This window comes from Shewanella avicenniae, assembly GCF_017354945.1.
Taxonomy (GTDB): domain Bacteria; phylum Pseudomonadota; class Gammaproteobacteria; order Enterobacterales; family Shewanellaceae; genus Shewanella; species Shewanella avicenniae.
On sequence record NZ_CP071503.1, the window covers coordinates 258,135 to 275,558 of the forward strand.

Here is a 17,424-nt window from a genome sequence, read left to right on the forward strand (position 1 = left end):
CTGCAAGTGCAGCCCTTTGTTGTTTGTAGCGCAGCAGCTTTAACGCGCTAACCACTCGCCGTGTTGGTATTGCCACACTTGCTGGTGCTGGTCGATTTGATAGATAAACAGCCAGCCGTTATTCACCAGCGATGCCACATCTTGATAGCGCTCGATAATGGCGGCAATGGCTGTCTGTGGCGCTTGAATGTAAGCGCTGAGTCGCAGCGGTTGATGGCGATACTGCTTGCCGTCATGTACCGATTGCTGTGACAAGCCAATGCGTAGATCGCCGCCGTTACCTTCAAACACGCCGATGTGGCCGCCCACTACATTGTGCAGCAACTTGTTACCGCTGCCGTATTTTTCCGGGGTGGTGACTGAGGCAAAATACTGCAGATTAATCCAGTTCATCACCAGCAAAGGGGCGGTCATGATTTTTGCCAATTGGCTAAATTCTGGATCTTCACTGACATGATATTCATGTAGGAAGGCGCGACCACCAAAGTCGAGTTTGCGCGTCAGTGCTCGCGGCGCGATAAATACCGCGGCGTTATTGCATAAGCCCCATTCCGGTCGCATTTGCGCCCAGTTATTAGCCCGTTGCTTAAAGAACCGTGTCGCTTCGGCGGCGTTGATATGTGGCGCATCAAATTGGGCACTGCGGTTCATACGTGCTTGTTGGCTGGCAGCATATAGCCATTCTTGCCACGGCGCAGTCGGCGCATCAAATACCGTCAGTTCGTCGGTCGTGGTGTTATGCATCGCCGCATAAAACTGGCTATCAGAAGGCACAGTTACACCATATTGCGGCATCAGCGCGCGGATGGCAGCATCGTTCAGTAACGAGGCTAACACTTTCACGTTGACCTCGCCGGTTTGGCCGCCGCAGGCACCGCAATCGAGTGATGAGGCGGTGTGGTTGTTACAGGTTTGGCTACCATGCCCAGTGAGTAAAATCGTTTTACCAAGGCGCTTGGCAATCCCCATCGCTTTGATAATGCCTGCAGCCAGCTCAGCTTTTTCATTGAGACTCAGTGGCTGTTGTTCGCGGCTTAACTGCCATTCGGCGTTGGGGCGCATATCTTGGTTAACTGGGTTGGCTGTGCCTTGCTGCAGAATGGCGCGTTTAAACAGGCTCACCAATTTCAAAAGCCCGCCTGCTTCCACCATGCCGAGGTTGGACGACGGTTTTTCTAAGCTATTTTGCCAGCCGAGTTTGGTCAGTCGTAAAATTCGTTCAGGGCGTTTGTGGGTCTGCCTGGCAATTAATGCTGGCGCCAATAAACCGGGCAATTGTGGCCGCAGTACACTGCCATCATAGGTTTGATAGGCAATCGGTACACCGAAGAAGCCAGCAAATCCTAAGGTTTCGACTTTGTCACTTTGCGATTCCAGCGCGCGGCGCATCGGCTCTGAGCGCACATCAATGCAGAAAATTGCCTGTAGTTCAGGTCGTGGCAGCTCGGTAGCTGGCGTGACAGACTTTAACTGCTTAATCCACGGCGTTTGCACGCTGAGCTCCAGCGCCCGTTGCCAAATCCACAACGGTGCAAGCTGTTGTTTCGCCAGTTGATAATATGCACTGATATGACTCGCTTGTTGCGCAATGGTGCTTTTTAGCTCCGCGGCAATCTGCGGTTGGCGTTGGCTGAGCCATTGGATCAGTACCGTATCCCACGCCAACAAAATTGCGGTTAAGCCTAGAGTATGTGGCACATCAATCGTCAGCTTGGCTAAGCCTGCTTGCCAGTCGAGCCACGCCTGCCAGCCCGCCCAACCCGAGAGTTGCTGCAGCGAGGCGCGCATAAAGGCATAGCTGCCCGCTTGGTTGCCCCAACAGCTTTGCCATTGGTGGCCAATCTGTTGCATCAAATCTTCGATATGGTGTGGCAATGCGCGAAAATACTGCAGCAGGTCAACCCCGAGTAAGGTCTTAATTCCCTTATCGCGAGCGACAACTTCCAACCAGCTTTGATAAAGGTGCTCACCGTTTTTGCCATCGGCATCAAAACGCTCTGGGTATTGGTGATACAGGGCGATAAATTGACTCACCTGCTGCACAATCTCCTGCGCCCAGCTATGACCTTGCGCGGAGGGAATGGCGTTATCCATCAGCATGGCCAGTGTTTGCCAGCGCACAGTAACGTGATGATTACCGGCCTGAATATCCTGCGCCAGCTGTGCCACCGTCAACGGCGAACGCAATTCGCTTAACGCTTGCTCAAGGTGTTGCGGCTTAATCTGCTTGCCCCATAACTCGCGAAAATAGCTTTTGCCCATTAAGCCCGTGGCGCCGGTCAGTACGGCTTGCTCGGCAAAGGTTTGCTGAATGCTGTCGTGGCGTTGCGGCCACCAAGGGTTAACCGCCACCGATTGGTCGAGCGGGAATGCGGGCGCAACGGATGCGGCAACCTGTTTTGCAATGGTGAGAAACGGCAATGACTCTTGTTTCAGCATCATAATTTTGCCTCGGCATTCAGGTGAATTTGTTCAGATTGCAATGCCAGCAGCGAGCTGCTTGGCCACAGTTTTAGAGTTAAACGCGTTGCCCATTCATCCACATAGGCACCGGCGTTAAGCCAGATAAATAGACTTTTCACCCAGCGCACATGGGGCCAGTATTGCAACGCCACCGACAGCGCAAACAAGCTGAAAAACAGTAAGGCGACCAGCGTGTCAGCATAGAGATTCAGCGGTGTATCTTGGCCAATCAAGGGCGCTAAGTGATGTTTGCTGAAGCTGTAAAGCGTGAGCAGAGCACAGGCAACCCCAAGGCTAAGGGCGATGCGTGGCAAACTGGCGATATCCCAGCGGCTCACGCTTGGCACGATCAGTGCTGCGAGGGCAAACCAGATCAGCACTGCCGCCGCCATGCTTGTCATCACGGCATATTGCCACTGTGCCAGCGCAATCAAGCCGATGGATAGCCCTAACGCCAAGCTCCAATTTCGTAGTTGAGGTTTGACTTCGCCGGCCAATTTGGCGGCGAGATAGTGATTCACCGTGTTGCCGCTATTGAGGAACGAAAAAGATTTGTAGAACGAGTGCGCGAACAGGTGCAGCAACGCCATTTCGTATAAACCAAGGGCGATTTCAACTAACATCAAGCCCATTTGTGAACTGGTGGACCAGGCCAGTTTTACTTTAATACTTATCCGAGTAGTGCTGACCAGACCGGCAATCACGGTACTGATCCCAGCAGTCACTATCAGCAGCCAGCTGGCAACTTGACTCAGTGCCAACACTGGGGCGAAGAATAACAGCAGAATGCCACCCAGATTGACAATCCCTGCATGCAGCAAGGCAGACACTGGGGTAGGCGCTTCGACTACTTGGATCAGCCAACCATGCATGGGCAACTGGGCGCATTTAATCAACGCCACCAAGGCTAACAGTACCGCGGCGATGGAGAGATTGATACTAGCGTCGCTCTGCGCAACTTGTACCAGCAGGGCGTGAATATCGCTGGTATGAAACTCGCGATAAAGCGCCAAAAACGCACCTGCTAAGAGCAATTCGCTTAAGCGAGCCAACAGGAATTTTTTGTGGGCGGCCAGTTGCGCGCGCGGGCGTTCTGGATAGAACAGAATCAAGCGATGCAAGCTCAGGCTAACACTGACCCACGCCGCCCAAAACAACAGTAAGTGGTTACTGATAATCACCAGTACCACTGCTGAAATCGTCAGTAGCAATGCTCGAATAAAGCGGCCGCGCTCGGTGTCACCCGCAAATGCTACCCAGCTATAGCGCACAACGGTAAAGCCGAGAATGGCGATGAGGCCGAGCAACATCAGTTTGAGAGGGGTCACTAAAAATAGCGAAAACATGACGAATCTCACTTGGGTGAATGTGCTGCTATTTTGAGAGCTTGTTCAAATTAAGTAAAATATATAATAAATTAGAAAACGTTCTTTTTTAGTGAATCAATTGGCCGTGTGAACTGAGGATTGGGGCAATGAGTCGACTTAACTACCATCATCTGTATTACTTCTGGCAGGTGGCGCGGCAGGGCAATTTGACCCAAACTGCCCAGCGGCTGCATATTTCCCAGTCGGCCTTGTCATCTCAAATCAAACAGTTAGAACAAGCGCTCAATGTACAGCTGTTTATTCGCGAAGGGCGCAAGCTGTCATTGACCGAAAGTGGCTATCACGCGCTCAGCTACGCCGAGGAGATTTTTAAGAACGGTGAAGAGTTAGAGCAACTGCTAAGTAGTGGCACGACCTTGCCTAGTGCGCCAATCCGTATCGGTATACTCTCGACCATCTCGCGTAACTTTATCGAGCAGTTTATTCAGCCGCTGATTAACCAAAATGACTGCAAATTCTCGCTGCAGTCGATGAGTCAAACCGGTTTGCTTAACGCCATGTCTGAATTGCAACTGGACATGGCGCTCACCAATATTCCGATCCGCAGTTCCACCTTAACCAGTTGGCAAAGCCGCGTATTAGCCCGGCAACCGGTGGCGATTATCGGCCCGCCAAACTTGGATCTGACCAATAAATTTGATGCGCGTTACCGCAAGCAGCGCTGGGTGTTGCCCTATGGCGAAAACCCATTACGTTCGGCGTTTGATGCCTTTGCGGCGCAGTATCAACTACAACCTGAAATCGTGGCTGAATCAGACGATATGGCGATGTTGCGTTTGTTGACCCGTGATACCGGCGCGTTAGCGGTAATGCCAGAGGTGGTGGTCAAAGATGAATTGGATAAAGGCGAACTGAAGAGTTATATGCTGTTGCCCAACGTATTTGAAATCTTCTATGCGGTTACCGCGGAGCGACGAGTGGTTCACCCCAAATTGGGCATGTTGTTGCGGCCGCTGATGTAATAAAACAGTGGGCGAGGCAGCGCGTTGTAAGCGCCGCCATTTGCTCAGCAACGCAGCGAGTTAGCGTGCGCCACCAAAATCTTGCTGGCGCCATGCTTCATAGCTGATGATCGCCACCGAGTTCGACAGGTTCAAACTGCGGCTGCTTTGCACCATTGGAATGCGAATACGCTGCTCTGCTGGCGTTGCTTCGATGATGTCCATCGGCAAACCGCGGGTTTCAGGGCCAAACAGCAGCACATCACCGGGTTGGTAGCTGGCTTCTGTATGGGGCCGACTGCCTTTGGTGGTACAAGCAAAAATCCGTCTGCCAGCCATCGCCGCTTGAAAGGCGTCAAAGTTGGGATAGCGTTGCACCGACGTTAGATCGCTATAATCGAGACCAGCGCGACGCAGCTTTTTTTCTTCCAAATCAAACCCTAAAGGCTCGATTAGATGCAGCTGACTGCCATTGTTGGCACAGAGTCGAATAATGTTGCCGGTATTCGGCGCGATTTCGGGTTCGTAAAGCGCGATATGAAACATGGATGATAGCCGTTGCAATTGAGGCCGCCGATTATAAAACCAAAGCGGCCTCGCTGTCAGGTCTCGATCAACGGATCGGCAGGACGATAGCGACTTCTAAGCCACCTTCAGGCTTATTGCGAGCGCTAATACGTCCATGGTGTGCGGCAACGGCCGCTTCGGTAATTGCCAATCCTAAGCCCCAACCGCCACTTTCACGATCACGCGCCGATTCAGGCCGATAGAAAGGTTTAAAAATCGCTTCCAGTTCCGCTTCATCAATGCCCTGACCATCGTCATCGATCAAGATGCACACCTCTTGACCAAGCTGCTGCGCACGAATATTGATGGTTTTATGGCTGTAACGGATGGCATTGCGCAGTAGGTTCTCAATGGCGCGGCTCAAGGGTTTAGGATGTACGGCACATTCTAAATCCTCCGGAATATCAATGTGTAACTCTTTACCACGTTGTGATGCTTCAAACTCGCCGTCGTCGAGCACTTGGCTCAGCAGTTCCTCTAGCGGCAGGGTGACTTTATTGCCATGTTGCTTGAGTTTCACCCGCGACAGCTCCAGCAGCTCGGCAATCATCTGTTCCAGTTGATCCGCTTCATAGGCGATGCGGTCAGTTTCTTCGGTGACATTGCCTTTCTTCCGCGCCAGTGCCAGCGCTAATTGCAGTCGGGTCAGTGGTGTGCGCAGTTCATGGGAGATATCGCCAATCAAGCGCTGCTGACTTTTGACCATCTGCTCCACCGCTTCCGCCATCGAGTTAAAGGCGTTGGCCAGCTGTCCCAGCTCATCATGGCGATTGGCGGTGCTGGTGGGCACGCGGCTGCTCAAGTCGCCTTTGGCCAGCGCATTGGCACTGAATTGCAGCGATTGCAGTGGTTTACCCAGATGCCAAGCTAACACGGCGCAGAGTAAACCCGAGGTGATAATCGCCAAAAATAGCGTCAGCAGCTTGTGGTCAATAAAGAAGAAAAACCACGGAATATGCCGCGGCACATGCAGCGCCCCAAACAAGCGATATTCACCATCGGGCAGGCTCACCAACACCGGGCCAAAATAGGCTTGATTGTTGATGTGCACGCTTTGCGGTTCAGTGAGTTCCAGCGAATCTTGATAGACCTGAGCCAGCATTGACGGTTGCCGCTTGGCGTTGACCACCTCGCCATTGGCATTGATGGCAAAAATGTAAAACGGCACTTTGGTTAAATCGGCACGACGCGCATCGAGCATGCTACTGGCTGGTTCGAGCAAACTGGCGTCATCGATTTCACCCTCACGAAACGCTTGGCGCATCTCTTTGCGCATCTCTTGGCGAAACCTATGTCGCTCTTTAAAAGGATTAAAGCGTTGATGCACCATCTCGGGATGTTGTTGTAGCCGTTCAGCATAGCTAAATACCGACTCTTTTATCGGCAATGGCATATCGAACTCTTCATGCAACTGTTGCAGCAGCGGCAGTGCGCCAACGCAGGCAATAATCAAGCTACTGCAAAGCCAAAAGCCGAGTAGCAATTTGATAAACAAGCGATTTGGCAAGAAAAATGCGGACATTAGGGGATCCAGATATAGCCTTTGCCACGAATGGTTTTCACCCGAGGGCGACCATCGCTGCGTTCGGGCAATTTCTTACGCAAATTAGACAGGTGCATATCTAGGCTGCGGTCGAATGGCATCAGCTTTTTGCCCAATACGGTTTCGCTGAGTTCCTCTTTGGATACCAGCTCTCCCGCTTGTTGTGCTAACGCATGCAACAGGCCAAATTCGGTGCCGGTCAACATCAGCAGTTGTTCATTACAAAAGGCCTCTTGGCGGGCAGGATCGAGTTTGAGATCGCCAAATTCTACCGCGGCGGTTTGGTGCGCGTCTTGTGGCGCGAGATTGGCGCGGCGAATAATGGCGCGAATTCGTGCCAGCAGCTCGCGGTCGTTAAACGGTTTCGGCAAGTAGTCATCGGCGCCAATTTCTAGCCCGACGACGCGATCGATCTCATCACCGCGGGCTGTGAGCATCAGTACCGGCGTGTGCTTCTTCGCCCGTAACTCCTTCAGTACTGCAAAACCGCTCAGTTTGGGCAGCATGACGTCCAGCAAAATGATGTCGAAGTCTTTTGCTAAGGCGAGATCGAGGCCGGTTTGACCATCGTGCGCCAGCGTTAATTCAAAGCCTTCGAGTTCTAGCAACTGCGCTAGCAGTTCGGCTAGTCCAAGATCATCATCAATCAATAAAATTCGACTCATTTTCGTGGCTCTCAATATTCGCTAATAGCTACAGCATAGGAGTATACCCGCTTTAGGGTCAACTGCCGTTAGCGTTTGTAAGTCTAAGTAAAGAATCGTTTTTTCATCTTGGCTATCAACTTTTACAGTGATTTACCTTGCCGATGACTTTCCTTACGTAGGGAGGATTAGACTAGATATTGAACTCACTGCTTTGCAAAAGGAGAACACTATGACACAGCAATTTAAAGCAGGGTTATTGGCACTGATGACTGCAAGCAGTTTATGGGCTGCAGCCGCGATTGCGGCACCTGAAGATGATGCACCTGCGGTGCCTTGTCAATGCCCACAGATGCAAGGACAAGGCTTTCATAAAGGCATGATGGGCAAAGGCTTTGACGGCGACGCCTATCGTGATCAGCACTTCAAAGGCCAGCACTTTAACGGCCCACACGGTATGCGCGGTGAAGGCCGTGGTGATTTTATGTCGCTGCGTGGCATCGAGTTGACCGACGAACAGCAAGCGGCGATCAGTAAACTCAAAGACGCCCACTTTGCCAAAATGAGCGAAGAGCGCAGCAAGCAACGTGACGCGATGCAAGCGCTGATGGCGGAGAAAACCTTTGATGAAGCCAAGGCGAAAAAACTGCTGGTGGCACGCGATAAGCAGCGTGAAGCGCATCAGCTGGAGCGGATGAAATTACGCCATGACGTGCTGCAACTGTTAACTGACGAACAGAAACAACAAATGCAGCAATGTTCGCAGGTGAAACGTGGACCAAAAGCGGCACAAAAACCATAATATTTGTTAACATGTCGAGCATTGATGTAACGAGAGAGCGTTCGACGTGCCACAGAAAGATTATGCGTTTTGGGTGAAGCTCGCCAGCCGAGCCGCAGTTGCAACAGCATCAACGCTGATTGTCATTAAATTAGCGGCTTGGCTGTGGTCAGGTTCGGCCAGTATGTTGGCGTCAGTGACTGATTCGGTTGCTGATGTGATGGCATCTTTGGTGAACTTTTTTGCGGTGCGCTATGCCTTAGTTCCGGCCGATGATGACCATCGCTATGGTCATGGTAAAGCAGAGCATCTAGCCTCGTTGGCGCAAGCGGCGTTTATTCTGGGAAGTGCCTTTTTCCTGTTGCTGCACGGCGGTGATCGCCTGTTAGTGCCTGAGCCAGTACAGCATGCCACCGTGGGGATTGTCGTCTCGATAGTCGCTATCGTGCTAACGCTAGCGTTGGTTATGGTGCAGAAAAAGGCGCTGGATGCGACCGATAGCAGCGTGGTGGAAGCGGATTCGCTGCACTATAAGTCAGATCTGTTTTTAAACGCCGCAGTGCTGTTTGCGCTGGTGTTGGCGGGTTATGGCTTATGGTGGGCTGATGGCCTGTTTGCGATTTTGATTGCGCTGTACATCGGTTACCAAGCGGTTGATTTGGGCTATCGCTCGATACAAGCCTTGCTTGACCGAGAGCTCGACGAAGCAACGCGGCAGCAGATTATCGATATTGCCACTGAGTGCGAGCAAGTTTACGGCGTGCATGATCTGAGGACTCGTCAGTCAGGGCAAACCCTGTTTATTCAGCTCCATTTGGAACTCAATGGCGATCTGCCCCTGAGACAAGCGCACCGAATCGCAGTTGACGCTGAAAATCGTATTGCCAAGGCATTTCCGCATGCGGAGGTGATTATTCACCAAGATCCTGAAGATGAAGTGCCAGCAACTGCGACAGCTTGAGCAGGTTTACGCCAAATAACAAAGGGATGCCATTGAGCATCCCTTTTGCTGTTAGACGTTTGAGCGCCGCAGGCTTAATCCATCGATAACTCTTTCAATTTACGCGTGAGCGTGTTGCGCCCCCAACCCAAACGTTTGGCCGCTTCCTGCTTGTGGCCTTGGGTATGTTCAAGGGCGGTTTCCAACAAGATGCGCTCAAACGCTGGTTGGATTTCCGTCAGCAGGTTACTTTCGCCCAACGACAAACGCTGATCGAGCCACAAGCGTAGCGCACTTTGCCAATCCAAGCTGTTGTTGCCTGCCACCGCAGGTGTGCTTGGCTCTTTAAACAACTCAGGGGGGAGGTCTTGCGGCAAAATCTCTTGCCCTGAAGCCATGACCGTCAACCAACGACAGGTGTTTTCTAACTGGCGTACGTTGCCGGGCCACGGCAGTTGCTGCAGTTTCACCGCAGTTTCTTTGGTCAGCACTTTGGCTTCTACACCAATCTCTTTGGCCGCAGATGCCAAAAAGTGGCGCACCAACTGGGGAATATCTTCACGGCGTTGCGACAACGGTGGCAAGTGGATGCGAATCACGTTGAGACGATGGAATAAGTCTTCTCGGAATTGGCCTTTTTGCACCAGTGTTTCTAAATCTTGGTGCGTCGCGGCAATGATCCTTACATCGACCCGCACGGGCAGATGACCGCCTACCCGATAAAATTGACCATCGGCCAACACCCGCAGTAAACGGGTTTGCACGTCGAGCGGCATATCGCCGATTTCGTCCAAAAATAGCGTGCCACCGTTGGCTTGTTCGAACCGCCCTTGGCGCACGTTGGCGGCACCGGTAAACGCGCCTTTTTCGTGGCCGAATAGCTCAGATTCAATCAAATCTTTTGGAATTGCCGCCATGTTCAAGGCGATAAATGGCTGCTCGCGGCGCGGGCTGTGTTTATGTAATGCACCGGCAACCAACTCTTTACCCGTACCGGATTGGCCGTTGATCAGCACACTGATTGACGAGCGTGACAGACGACCAATGGCGCGAAACACCTCTTGCATTGCTGGCGCTTCACCAATGATTTCAGGAGCTTTAACCTGAGATTCATCAATTTTGGGAGAATGTTCAGTTGCATGAGTCAAGGCGCGATCGACTAAGGTTATCGCTTCATCAATATCAAACGGTTTAGGCAGGTACTCAAATGCACCAGCCTGATAAGCACTGACGGCGCTGTCGAGATCTGAATGTGCCGTCATGATAATCACTGGAATATGCGGGAAATGGCTATTAATGCGTTCCAGTAAGGTCAAGCCATCGGTGCCCGGCATGCGAATGTCGGACACAATGACGCGCGGTTGTGAAATCTGTAAAGCATCCCAAAGGGATTCTGCTGCGGCAAAAGTGGCGCAGCTAATTTTGGCGCCTCGTAACGCGCGCTCTAATACCCAACGGATAGAGCTGTCGTCATCGAGAATCCACACTTGTTCACTCATTTTGCTTCCTCTCTGTTAGCCCTGTGATGCTTCCTGCTCACGATTAATTGGTAGGGTGATAGTGAATTCGGTATGACCTGGGGCTGAATTGCAATCGATGCGGCCACCGTGCAAACGCGCGATGTTATGTGCGATCGACAATCCCAAACCATTACCGTCTTTTCTGCCTGTCACCATCGGATAAAACAGGGTGTCCACCAATTCTGGCGCAATCCCTGGGCCATCATCGATGATGGATAGCACCAAGGCTAACTTGTGGCGTACGGCGCCGATGGTCACCTGATGTGCGGTACGGGTGCGGATCAAAATGTCCCCCGAGCTGCGCTGCTCCAGCGCTTGTACCGCGTTTTGCACTATGTTCAATATCGCTTGTTGCATCTGATCTTCATCGATTGGTAGATCGGGGATCGACGGATCATAATCCTGCCGCAGATGTATATGGTTCGGCAGGGTTAAATTCAGCAGGTTAATCACCTTCTGAATCACCATATGGATGTTGAGTACCTTATGTTGCGACGGCTTTTGCGGCCCGAGCAGGCGGTCAACCAAGCTGCGCAACCGATCGGCTTGCTCAATAATTAAGGTGGTAAATTCTTTTAGCTGCGCATCGGCTAACTCGCGTGAAAGCAATTGCGCAGCCCCGCGTAACCCACCCAGGGGATTTTTAATTTCATGGGCGAGGTTGCGTACCAAAAACTGGGCTGCTTGCTGTTGCGCATCTAAGGTCAGTTGTTGATGAATACGGCGTTGTTGATCTACCTGACGAAATTCCAAAATACTGCGGGCACCGCGCTCAGTAACATCGAGTGGTACCAGGGTTAAATCCACTGTGTGATGCTGCCCATCAAGGGTCATCAGTTGAGTGGTATTCACCGTTAACCCCTGATGCTCTTGAATAGCACTGCGCAGCACTTTAGCGTCAATGGCCAAAGACTGAATAAGGTCTGTCAGCGGTTGCTCGATAAGCTTGTGGCTCGACACCCCTAGCAATTGCTCTGCCGCCGCATTGGCATAGTTTGCTTGAAGATCGCTGTCGATAACCAACACTGCTGTGACCAGATGATTAAGCAGGGTATTAGTGTCCATCTGTCGTTCCTGAATCAGTTGCACCGTAATGGTGCACTAATCTGGTGCAACCCGCAAGCAGCCTTCTAGCACATATACTTTAGTCGAAATCTATATATGGTATTGATTTTTATAATATTAGATTTCTATTTTTTTACGCTAGGTGCCGCAAATGCCGGTTTTATCAGTCCAGCTTGGTGCATATAAATGGTAATAGCAGAGCTAGATGCAAGGACTTTGCCGTTTTGTTGGATTACCTTAGCTTCAATCTGGTGCTGGCCGCGCTCAATTCCATGCAATTGAAATACGGGACTGGCTTGGGCTTCGGTGGTGGCAACCCCGTCAATGTAGACTTGCAGGTAATGGCCACTGGCGAGGTTAGGGGATACCGCTACAGACACCACCATCTCGCCAGGATTGCTGCGAATAGTGGCATCATGCTCGGGGGAGGTGATTTGCACTTGATACTGGGTGGCTTCCTGCTCTGTTTTGACGCTGGTGTTGCCTAAATTGAGCGGCTTAGCTGGCGGCAGCGCGACACTGTTTTGGGTCTTTTCATTGAGCTCAACAATTTCAGCATTCGGGTGGGGCTGATCACTAAAGTGTACCTTGCCATCTTTATCCACCCATTTGTAGATGGCGGCCTGAGCACTGATCGTGATTAATGCCAACATTATCCATAAGTAACGCATTATCGAGCCCCTAGAGCGATAGCAAGTTGTTGTTCAATATAGCGCAGTTTTTCAGCAGTCCCTAGTCTGGCGCGACACTATTGAGCAGGATTTGGCGGCTGATATCGAGACTGATATTTTTGTGCTCACCCAGTGCGGTCATGCCGCTGCGTTCAAGATTGTCTACCACGGCCTGTAGCTCTGCGGCGCTAATGCCGTAATCCTGCAGATAGGTGCGAATGCCCATCTGTTCAAAGAACGCCCGCGTGCGTTCAATGGCGGCGTTGACCCGCTGCTGCTCAGTGCCTGTGGTGATCTGCCACACGCGCTCGGCATATTGCAGCAGCTTAGCGTGCTTCTGCTCGCGGAACATCTGCAACAGCGCTGGCAGGACGATGGCGAGCGTTATCGCATGGTCTAAGCCAAAGATGGCCGTCAGCTCATGGCCGATTTTGTGGGTTGCCCAATCCTGGGGCACACCGGAGCAAATTAAACCGTTATGGCACAAAGTGCAGGCCAGCATTAGGTTAGCGCGTACATCGTAATTTTCCGGTGTCGCCAAGGCTTTGGGCCCAGTATCTTTAAGCGTGGTGAGTAAGCTTTCGGCAAAGCGGTCTTGGACATCAGCGTTGACTGGAAAGGTCAGATACTGCTCGCACACATGAATAAAGGCATCAACCACACCATTGGCCAGTTGCTGCGGCGGTAAGCTGTAGGAGATCTCTGGGTCAAGAATGGCAAATTGTGGAAACACATGCGGATTACGAAACGAACGCTTGGCCTGAATACTATAGCGGCTGATCACGCTGCCGTTGTTATTCTCCGAGCTGGTCGCCGGAAAGGTCTGTACCACGCCCACAGGCAAAGCAGCCTGAATATGCTTACCGTAGGTTTCAAGAATTTCCCAAGGGTCACCGTCATAGCGGGCTGCTGCAGCGACAAATTTCGTACCATCAATCACAGAACCTCCGCCGATCGCCAGCAAAAAATCGATGTTATGCTGACGAATAAGCGTGACGGCTGGCATAAGTTGGTCATAGTCAGGATTCGCCTGAATGCCACTGAATTCATGCAGTTTGCATTGACTTAATATCTGGCGCACTTTAGCCAAGGTGCCATTCCGTTCGGCACTCTGGCCACCGTACATCAGCAGCACTCTGCTGCTTGGCGCGATCAGTTTACTCAGCTCATTCAGGCTGTCTTTGCCAAATACCAACCGTGTTGGGTTGTAGAATTGAAAGTTGTACATACTGCTATTCCGTTGGGTGTTGACGGCTGTCCGGCTCCTTTGCAAGTGAAAAAGGACGTTGCCAATTTAGCCACTGATAAAGATCGGCAATATCTTGCATCAGCCACTGATGGAGTTGATCTGTGTCGAGCTGCATCGGCGCAATGATTGACCAATGCGGATGCATCCGCTGTCTGAACAGTGGCATCCACGCGCCCAACTGTTGCGCTGCAGCGCTGAGATCGCCCCGTTGCTGCTGACGTGCGACAACGACCAGCGTACAGTGAAGTGTCAACCCAAGCCAGAGGAAACTCTGCCAATCGGCTAACTCGCGCTGCGACATATTCGGTTCGAGGCGCATGTAGCTTACTTCTTGCCCCAGTTGCCGCAGCGCGCGGTGGGCTTGCCAACGTAACGCACGATTGCGTTGTCCTTGTGCCAATTGTTGCAGCCACTGATGTTCGAGCGTAACAAAGTTGTCGACATAGCTGTCGATCCAGCGCCGTGTCCAACTTGGAATAAACAGGTGCATGGCAAGGAAGGCGATCAGCGCGCCAGTGAGCGTATCAATGGTGCGGTACAGCGCAATCAAGGGATCCGAAGGCAGTAGCAAGGTAATCGCAAACACCATCAGCACGGTCACCCAAAACACGTGGATTTCGTAGCGCGCTTTGTAATAGGTAGCAAATGCCAGAAATACCACAACGCAGGTGGCGGGCAGTAACCAAAATCCAGTGCCCAAATACCACACCAGCCCCAGCGACACTAGCGAACCAATCAAGGTGCCATAGAGCCGCCCCCAGATCCGCGCTTGCAGTTGGCCGAGGGGGGCAACCATCAGCACGATAAAGGCGGTTAAGGTGACCCAAAAGCCTTGCGGCAGTTGCAGAATCTCCACCACCAATTGGCAAATCGCCAAGGTGAACAGGATACGTAAGCCATGGTGCCATTCCCGTGAGCCTTTCTTTAGCGCTAAGCGCCATTGGCTCATAATGCTTTCGTGATCCGATGGCCAGATTAACGATAGCAGCTGGCGCCAATCACCATCGAGCGGTTTATCCAGGTCTTGAGCGCGTTGCATCTGCTGCGCGACCGTTTGCAAAATCTGCTGATACTCGGCAATCAGCGGCACTTCTGGCAGCTCGGTCCCGTCTGCGAGATAAGTGCGCCAGTGCTCGGCAAATTTCAGCAGGTATTGTTGCAGCTGAAATTTGGTCTCATCGCTAGTCATCTGCTGCACGCGGCCAATCTCTTCCATCGCTTCAATCAGCTGCAGTACAGTGCGTAATTGTTTCGCAATCTGCTCTACTTCTTCCGTATCGGGCATTTCTAGCAGCCAGTGTGATAACACTGCGATGCTGTCGTCGAGCTGTTCGCGCCTTGCTAAGCGCTGGCCGACATTACTGGCCACCGAGTGATGCAGGATGTCGCTCCAATAACCAAAGGCGATTTGCACCTTGCTCAGCAGCTGTTGGCCTTGGCGGACACTGAGCCATGGCCCCGCGATAACGGCAGAGATCATTGCCAGCCAGCTACCTACGGCGGTGGACAGTAACACCATTTGCCAGCTACTGTCGCTATCTAGCAGATGTAGCGCACAGATAAGCGAAAAGCCGGCGTTGTAAGTGAGCAGCTGAATGTAACGGCGTTGGTTAGAACACAGCCCGTACAGCAAACCAATGGCACAAAGCAATGCTACGCCCACTAAGTGGTGATATAGACTGAGTAAGGATAACACCGCGGTAACACAGCATACGGTGGCAGATTTACTGAGCAATTCGAGCCGCTTCGGATAGGCAAGGTTACGCCCTTGCACGCCGACTAACCATGCCGACACCATCGCATTAACCCCAGCGGTGGTATTTCCAATAAATGCAAAAAATAGTAGCCCGACCATTATAGGTAGGCCAATGCGCAGTCCTTCTGGCAGATCGGCGCGATCTGGCAGCCACTGGGCTAAGCGATGAAGTTTTTGTGCAAACATGTAATAGAGATGCTGAGGGCGCAAAAAGTAAGGACCACAATGGTAAGGCCTTGGCGGTTGCGGAACATTGTCACCACCAAGAAGATTTGAACTTGCTCACAGTTTTTCATTGGCAGAGCTGCCGCTTTTGCCGTTGCAAAAGTAGAGCCCCAGACCTAAATCTGGGGCTCTTTTCTTTTTATAGTCACCGGTGGCTTGACTCACCGGCGATTGCAGGGCAATCGATTACAGGCTGTAGTACAGTTCAAACTCAAGTGGGTGAACTGTGCGGTTGATTTTTTCAGCTTCTGCAGTCTTCAGTGCGATGTAAGAATCGATGAAGTCATCAGTGAAAACGCCGCCTTTGGTCAGGAACTCTCGGTCTGCATCCAGTGCAGCCAGTGCTACGTCCAGAGACTCTGCCACTTGTGGGATTGCTGCAGCTTCTTCAGCTGGCAGATCGTACAAGTCTTTGTCCATTGCATCGCCTGGGTGGATCTTGTTTTGGATACCATCCAAACCAGCCATCATCAGCGCAGAGAACGCCAAGTATGGGTTAGCCATTGGATCTGGGAAGCGAGTTTCGATACGACGTGCTTTTGGTGATGGTACCACTGGGATACGAATAGAAGCACTACGGTTACGTGCAGAGTAAGCCAACATTACTGGCGCTTCGAAGTGAGGAACCAGACGCTTGTATGAGTTGGTGCTTGGGTTGGTGAATGCGTTCAGCGCGCGAGCGTGCTTGATGATACCACCGATGTAGTACAAACAAGTTTCTGACAGACCAGCATATTTGTCACCAGCGAACAGGTTCACACCGTCTTTCGCCAGCGATTGGTGAACGTGCATACCTGAACCGTTGTCACCCATGATAGGTTTTGGCATGAAGGTAGCAGTTTTACCATATGCGTGAGCCATGTTGTGTACAACATATTTCAGGGTCAGGATTTCGTCTGCTTTAGCAGTCAGGGTGTTAAAACGAGTTGCGATTTCGTTTTGACCAGCAGTTGCCACTTCGTGGTGGTGAGCTTCAACCACTTGACCCATCTCTTCCAATACCAGACAGGTTGCACTACGCCAATCTTGTGAAGAATCAACTGGTGGTACTGGGAAGTAACCGCCTTTCACCATTGGACGGTGACCGGTGTTGCCATCTTCGTATTCGTTAGAAGAGCTCCACGCAGCTTCTTTAGCGCCAATTTTGTAAAAGTTGCCTGACATGTCTGAGCCGAAGCGTACATCGTCAAACAGGAAGAATTCTGGCTCTGGGCCAATCAATACGGTGTCAGCAATACCAGTAGATTTCAGGTATTCTTCTGCTTTTTTAGCGATAGAACGTGGATCACGCTCGTAGCCAGACATAGTTGCTGGTTCGAGGATGTCACAACGGATGATCGCAGTGGTTTCTTCGAAGAATGGGTCCAGAACAAAAGTGTTTACGTCAGGCATCAGCACCATGTCTGATTCGTTAATGCCTTTCCAGCCAGCGATTGAAGAGCCGTCAAACATTTTGCCATCTTCGAAGAAGTCGGCGTCTACTTGGTGTGCAGGTACAGATACGTGCTGTTCTTTACCTTTGGTATCGCAAAAACGCAGGTCAACAAATTTTACTTCCAACTCTTTAAGTTGTTTCAGTACCGATTCAACTGACATTCTAAAGCCTCCGGATAGGGTATAGATTCGGCCCATAGTTTACATGGTGTAAGTCTAACGACTGGCGCTATCTTC

14 protein-coding genes are annotated in these 17,424 nt (G+C 51.5%); 3 read left to right on the forward strand and 11 right to left on the reverse strand.

Annotated elements, in window-relative coordinates; translation table 11 throughout:
• Positions 1-39: 39 nt before the first annotated feature.
• Both JYB87_RS01135 and JYB87_RS01140 read right to left on the reverse strand, forming a co-directional pair.
• Positions 40-2,442 carry a DUF2309 domain-containing protein gene (locus JYB87_RS01135; RefSeq protein ID WP_207355097.1) on the reverse strand — a complete coding sequence of 801 codons (2,403 nt, stop codon included), beginning with the start codon at positions 2,440-2,442 and terminating at the stop codon, positions 40-42.
• A complete protein-coding gene (locus JYB87_RS01140; protein ID WP_207355098.1) occupies positions 2,439-3,809 on the reverse strand; it encodes an NADH-quinone oxidoreductase subunit L in 1,371 nt (456 codons plus the stop codon). Before JYB87_RS01140 ends, JYB87_RS01135 begins: the two co-directional genes overlap by 4 nt.
• A gap of 128 nt (positions 3,810-3,937) precedes the next feature.
• On the opposite strand from JYB87_RS01140, the gene JYB87_RS01145 reads away from it, so the two are divergent.
• Positions 3,938-4,813 (forward strand): LysR family transcriptional regulator, encoded by an 876-nt coding sequence (locus tag JYB87_RS01145; RefSeq protein WP_207355099.1) that lies wholly within the window; start codon positions 3,938-3,940, stop codon positions 4,811-4,813.
• Between the two features lie 60 nt (positions 4,814-4,873).
• Here JYB87_RS01145 and JYB87_RS01150 read toward each other — a convergent pair whose 3' ends face one another.
• The 3 genes from JYB87_RS01150 to JYB87_RS01160 form a co-directional block, all read right to left on the reverse strand.
• A complete protein-coding gene (locus tag JYB87_RS01150) occupies positions 4,874-5,338 on the reverse strand; it encodes a tRNA (cytidine(34)-2'-O)-methyltransferase (protein WP_207355100.1) in 465 nt (154 codons plus the stop codon).
• A 67-nt stretch (positions 5,339-5,405) separates the two neighbouring features.
• Positions 5,406-6,881, reverse strand: a complete 1,476-nt coding sequence (locus JYB87_RS01155; protein ID WP_207355101.1) for an ATP-binding protein — start codon at positions 6,879-6,881, stop codon at positions 5,406-5,408.
• The gene (locus tag JYB87_RS01160; protein ID WP_207355102.1) at positions 6,881-7,567 is read right to left on the reverse strand and encodes a response regulator; all 687 of its coding nucleotides are present in this window, start codon (positions 7,565-7,567) and stop codon (positions 6,881-6,883) included. The genes JYB87_RS01155 and JYB87_RS01160 overlap by 1 nt, the downstream gene beginning before the upstream one ends.
• A 211-nt stretch (positions 7,568-7,778) precedes the next feature.
• Between JYB87_RS01160 and JYB87_RS01165 the strand changes: the two genes are divergently transcribed.
• Together JYB87_RS01165 and fieF are read left to right on the forward strand one after the other, a co-directional pair.
• Complete coding sequence (locus JYB87_RS01165; RefSeq protein WP_207355103.1) at positions 7,779-8,348, forward strand: Spy/CpxP family protein refolding chaperone; 570 nt, start codon at positions 7,779-7,781, stop codon at positions 8,346-8,348.
• Positions 8,349-8,394: 46 nt separating this feature from the next.
• Positions 8,395-9,288: a cation efflux pump FieF gene (gene fieF, locus JYB87_RS01170; RefSeq protein ID WP_207355104.1), complete on the forward strand. Its 894-nt coding sequence runs from the start codon at positions 8,395-8,397 to the stop codon at positions 9,286-9,288.
• 74 nt (positions 9,289-9,362) lie between these two features.
• Here the strand turns inward: fieF and glnG are convergent, their stop codons facing one another.
• The 6 genes from glnG to glnA all read right to left on the reverse strand — a co-directional run bounded on the left by glnG (position 9,363) and on the right by glnA (position 17,349).
• Entirely contained in the window at positions 9,363-10,766 is a 1,404-nt protein-coding gene (glnG, locus tag JYB87_RS01175; RefSeq protein ID WP_207355105.1) for a nitrogen regulation protein NR(I), read from the reverse strand.
• Between the two features lie 15 nt (positions 10,767-10,781).
• Positions 10,782-11,852 (reverse strand): nitrogen regulation protein NR(II), encoded by a 1,071-nt coding sequence (gene glnL, locus JYB87_RS01180; protein ID WP_207355106.1) that lies wholly within the window; start codon positions 11,850-11,852, stop codon positions 10,782-10,784.
• A 125-nt stretch (positions 11,853-11,977) separates the two neighbouring features.
• Entirely contained in the window at positions 11,978-12,523 is a 546-nt protein-coding gene (locus JYB87_RS01185) for a DUF4124 domain-containing protein (protein ID WP_207355107.1), read from the reverse strand.
• 61 nt (positions 12,524-12,584) lie between these two features.
• Positions 12,585-13,751: an iron-containing alcohol dehydrogenase gene (locus JYB87_RS01190; protein WP_207355108.1), complete on the reverse strand. Its 1,167-nt coding sequence runs from the start codon at positions 13,749-13,751 to the stop codon at positions 12,585-12,587.
• 4 nt (positions 13,752-13,755) lie between these two features.
• On the reverse strand, positions 13,756-15,714 hold the full coding sequence (locus JYB87_RS01195; RefSeq protein ID WP_207355109.1) for an FUSC family protein: 1,959 nt from the start codon (positions 15,712-15,714) through the stop codon (positions 13,756-13,758).
• Between the two features lie 225 nt (positions 15,715-15,939).
• Positions 15,940-17,349, reverse strand: a complete 1,410-nt coding sequence (gene glnA, locus JYB87_RS01200; protein ID WP_207355110.1) for a glutamate--ammonia ligase — start codon at positions 17,347-17,349, stop codon at positions 15,940-15,942.
• Positions 17,350-17,424 lie beyond the last annotated feature (75 nt).

Bases quoted from the DNA above. Each gene is read 5' to 3' on its own strand.
- JYB87_RS01190 (WP_207355108.1), bottom strand. From the start codon at position 13,751: ATGTACAACTTTCAATTCTACAACCCAACACGGTTGGTATTTGGCAAA.
- glnA (WP_207355110.1), bottom strand. From the start codon at position 17,349: ATGTCAGTTGAATCGGTACTGAAACAACTTAAAGAGTTGGAAGTAAAA.
- JYB87_RS01160 (WP_207355102.1), bottom strand. From the start codon at position 7,567: ATGAGTCGAATTTTATTGATTGATGATGATCTTGGACTAGCCGAACTG.
- JYB87_RS01150 (WP_207355100.1), bottom strand. From the start codon at position 5,338: ATGTTTCATATCGCGCTTTACGAACCCGAAATCGCGCCGAATACCGGC.
- JYB87_RS01165 (WP_207355103.1), top strand. From the start codon at position 7,779: ATGACACAGCAATTTAAAGCAGGGTTATTGGCACTGATGACTGCAAGC.
- JYB87_RS01155 (WP_207355101.1), bottom strand. From the start codon at position 6,881: ATGTCCGCATTTTTCTTGCCAAATCGCTTGTTTATCAAATTGCTACTC.
- JYB87_RS01145 (WP_207355099.1), top strand. From the start codon at position 3,938: ATGAGTCGACTTAACTACCATCATCTGTATTACTTCTGGCAGGTGGCG.
- glnL (WP_207355106.1), bottom strand. From the start codon at position 11,852: ATGGACACTAATACCCTGCTTAATCATCTGGTCACAGCAGTGTTGGTT.
- JYB87_RS01195 (WP_207355109.1), bottom strand. From the start codon at position 15,714: ATGTTTGCACAAAAACTTCATCGCTTAGCCCAGTGGCTGCCAGATCGC.
- JYB87_RS01135 (WP_207355097.1), bottom strand. From the start codon at position 2,442: ATGATGCTGAAACAAGAGTCATTGCCGTTTCTCACCATTGCAAAACAG.
- glnG (WP_207355105.1), bottom strand. From the start codon at position 10,766: ATGAGTGAACAAGTGTGGATTCTCGATGACGACAGCTCTATCCGTTGG.
- JYB87_RS01185 (WP_207355107.1), bottom strand. From the start codon at position 12,523: ATGCGTTACTTATGGATAATGTTGGCATTAATCACGATCAGTGCTCAG.
- JYB87_RS01140 (WP_207355098.1), bottom strand. From the start codon at position 3,809: ATGTTTTCGCTATTTTTAGTGACCCCTCTCAAACTGATGTTGCTCGGC.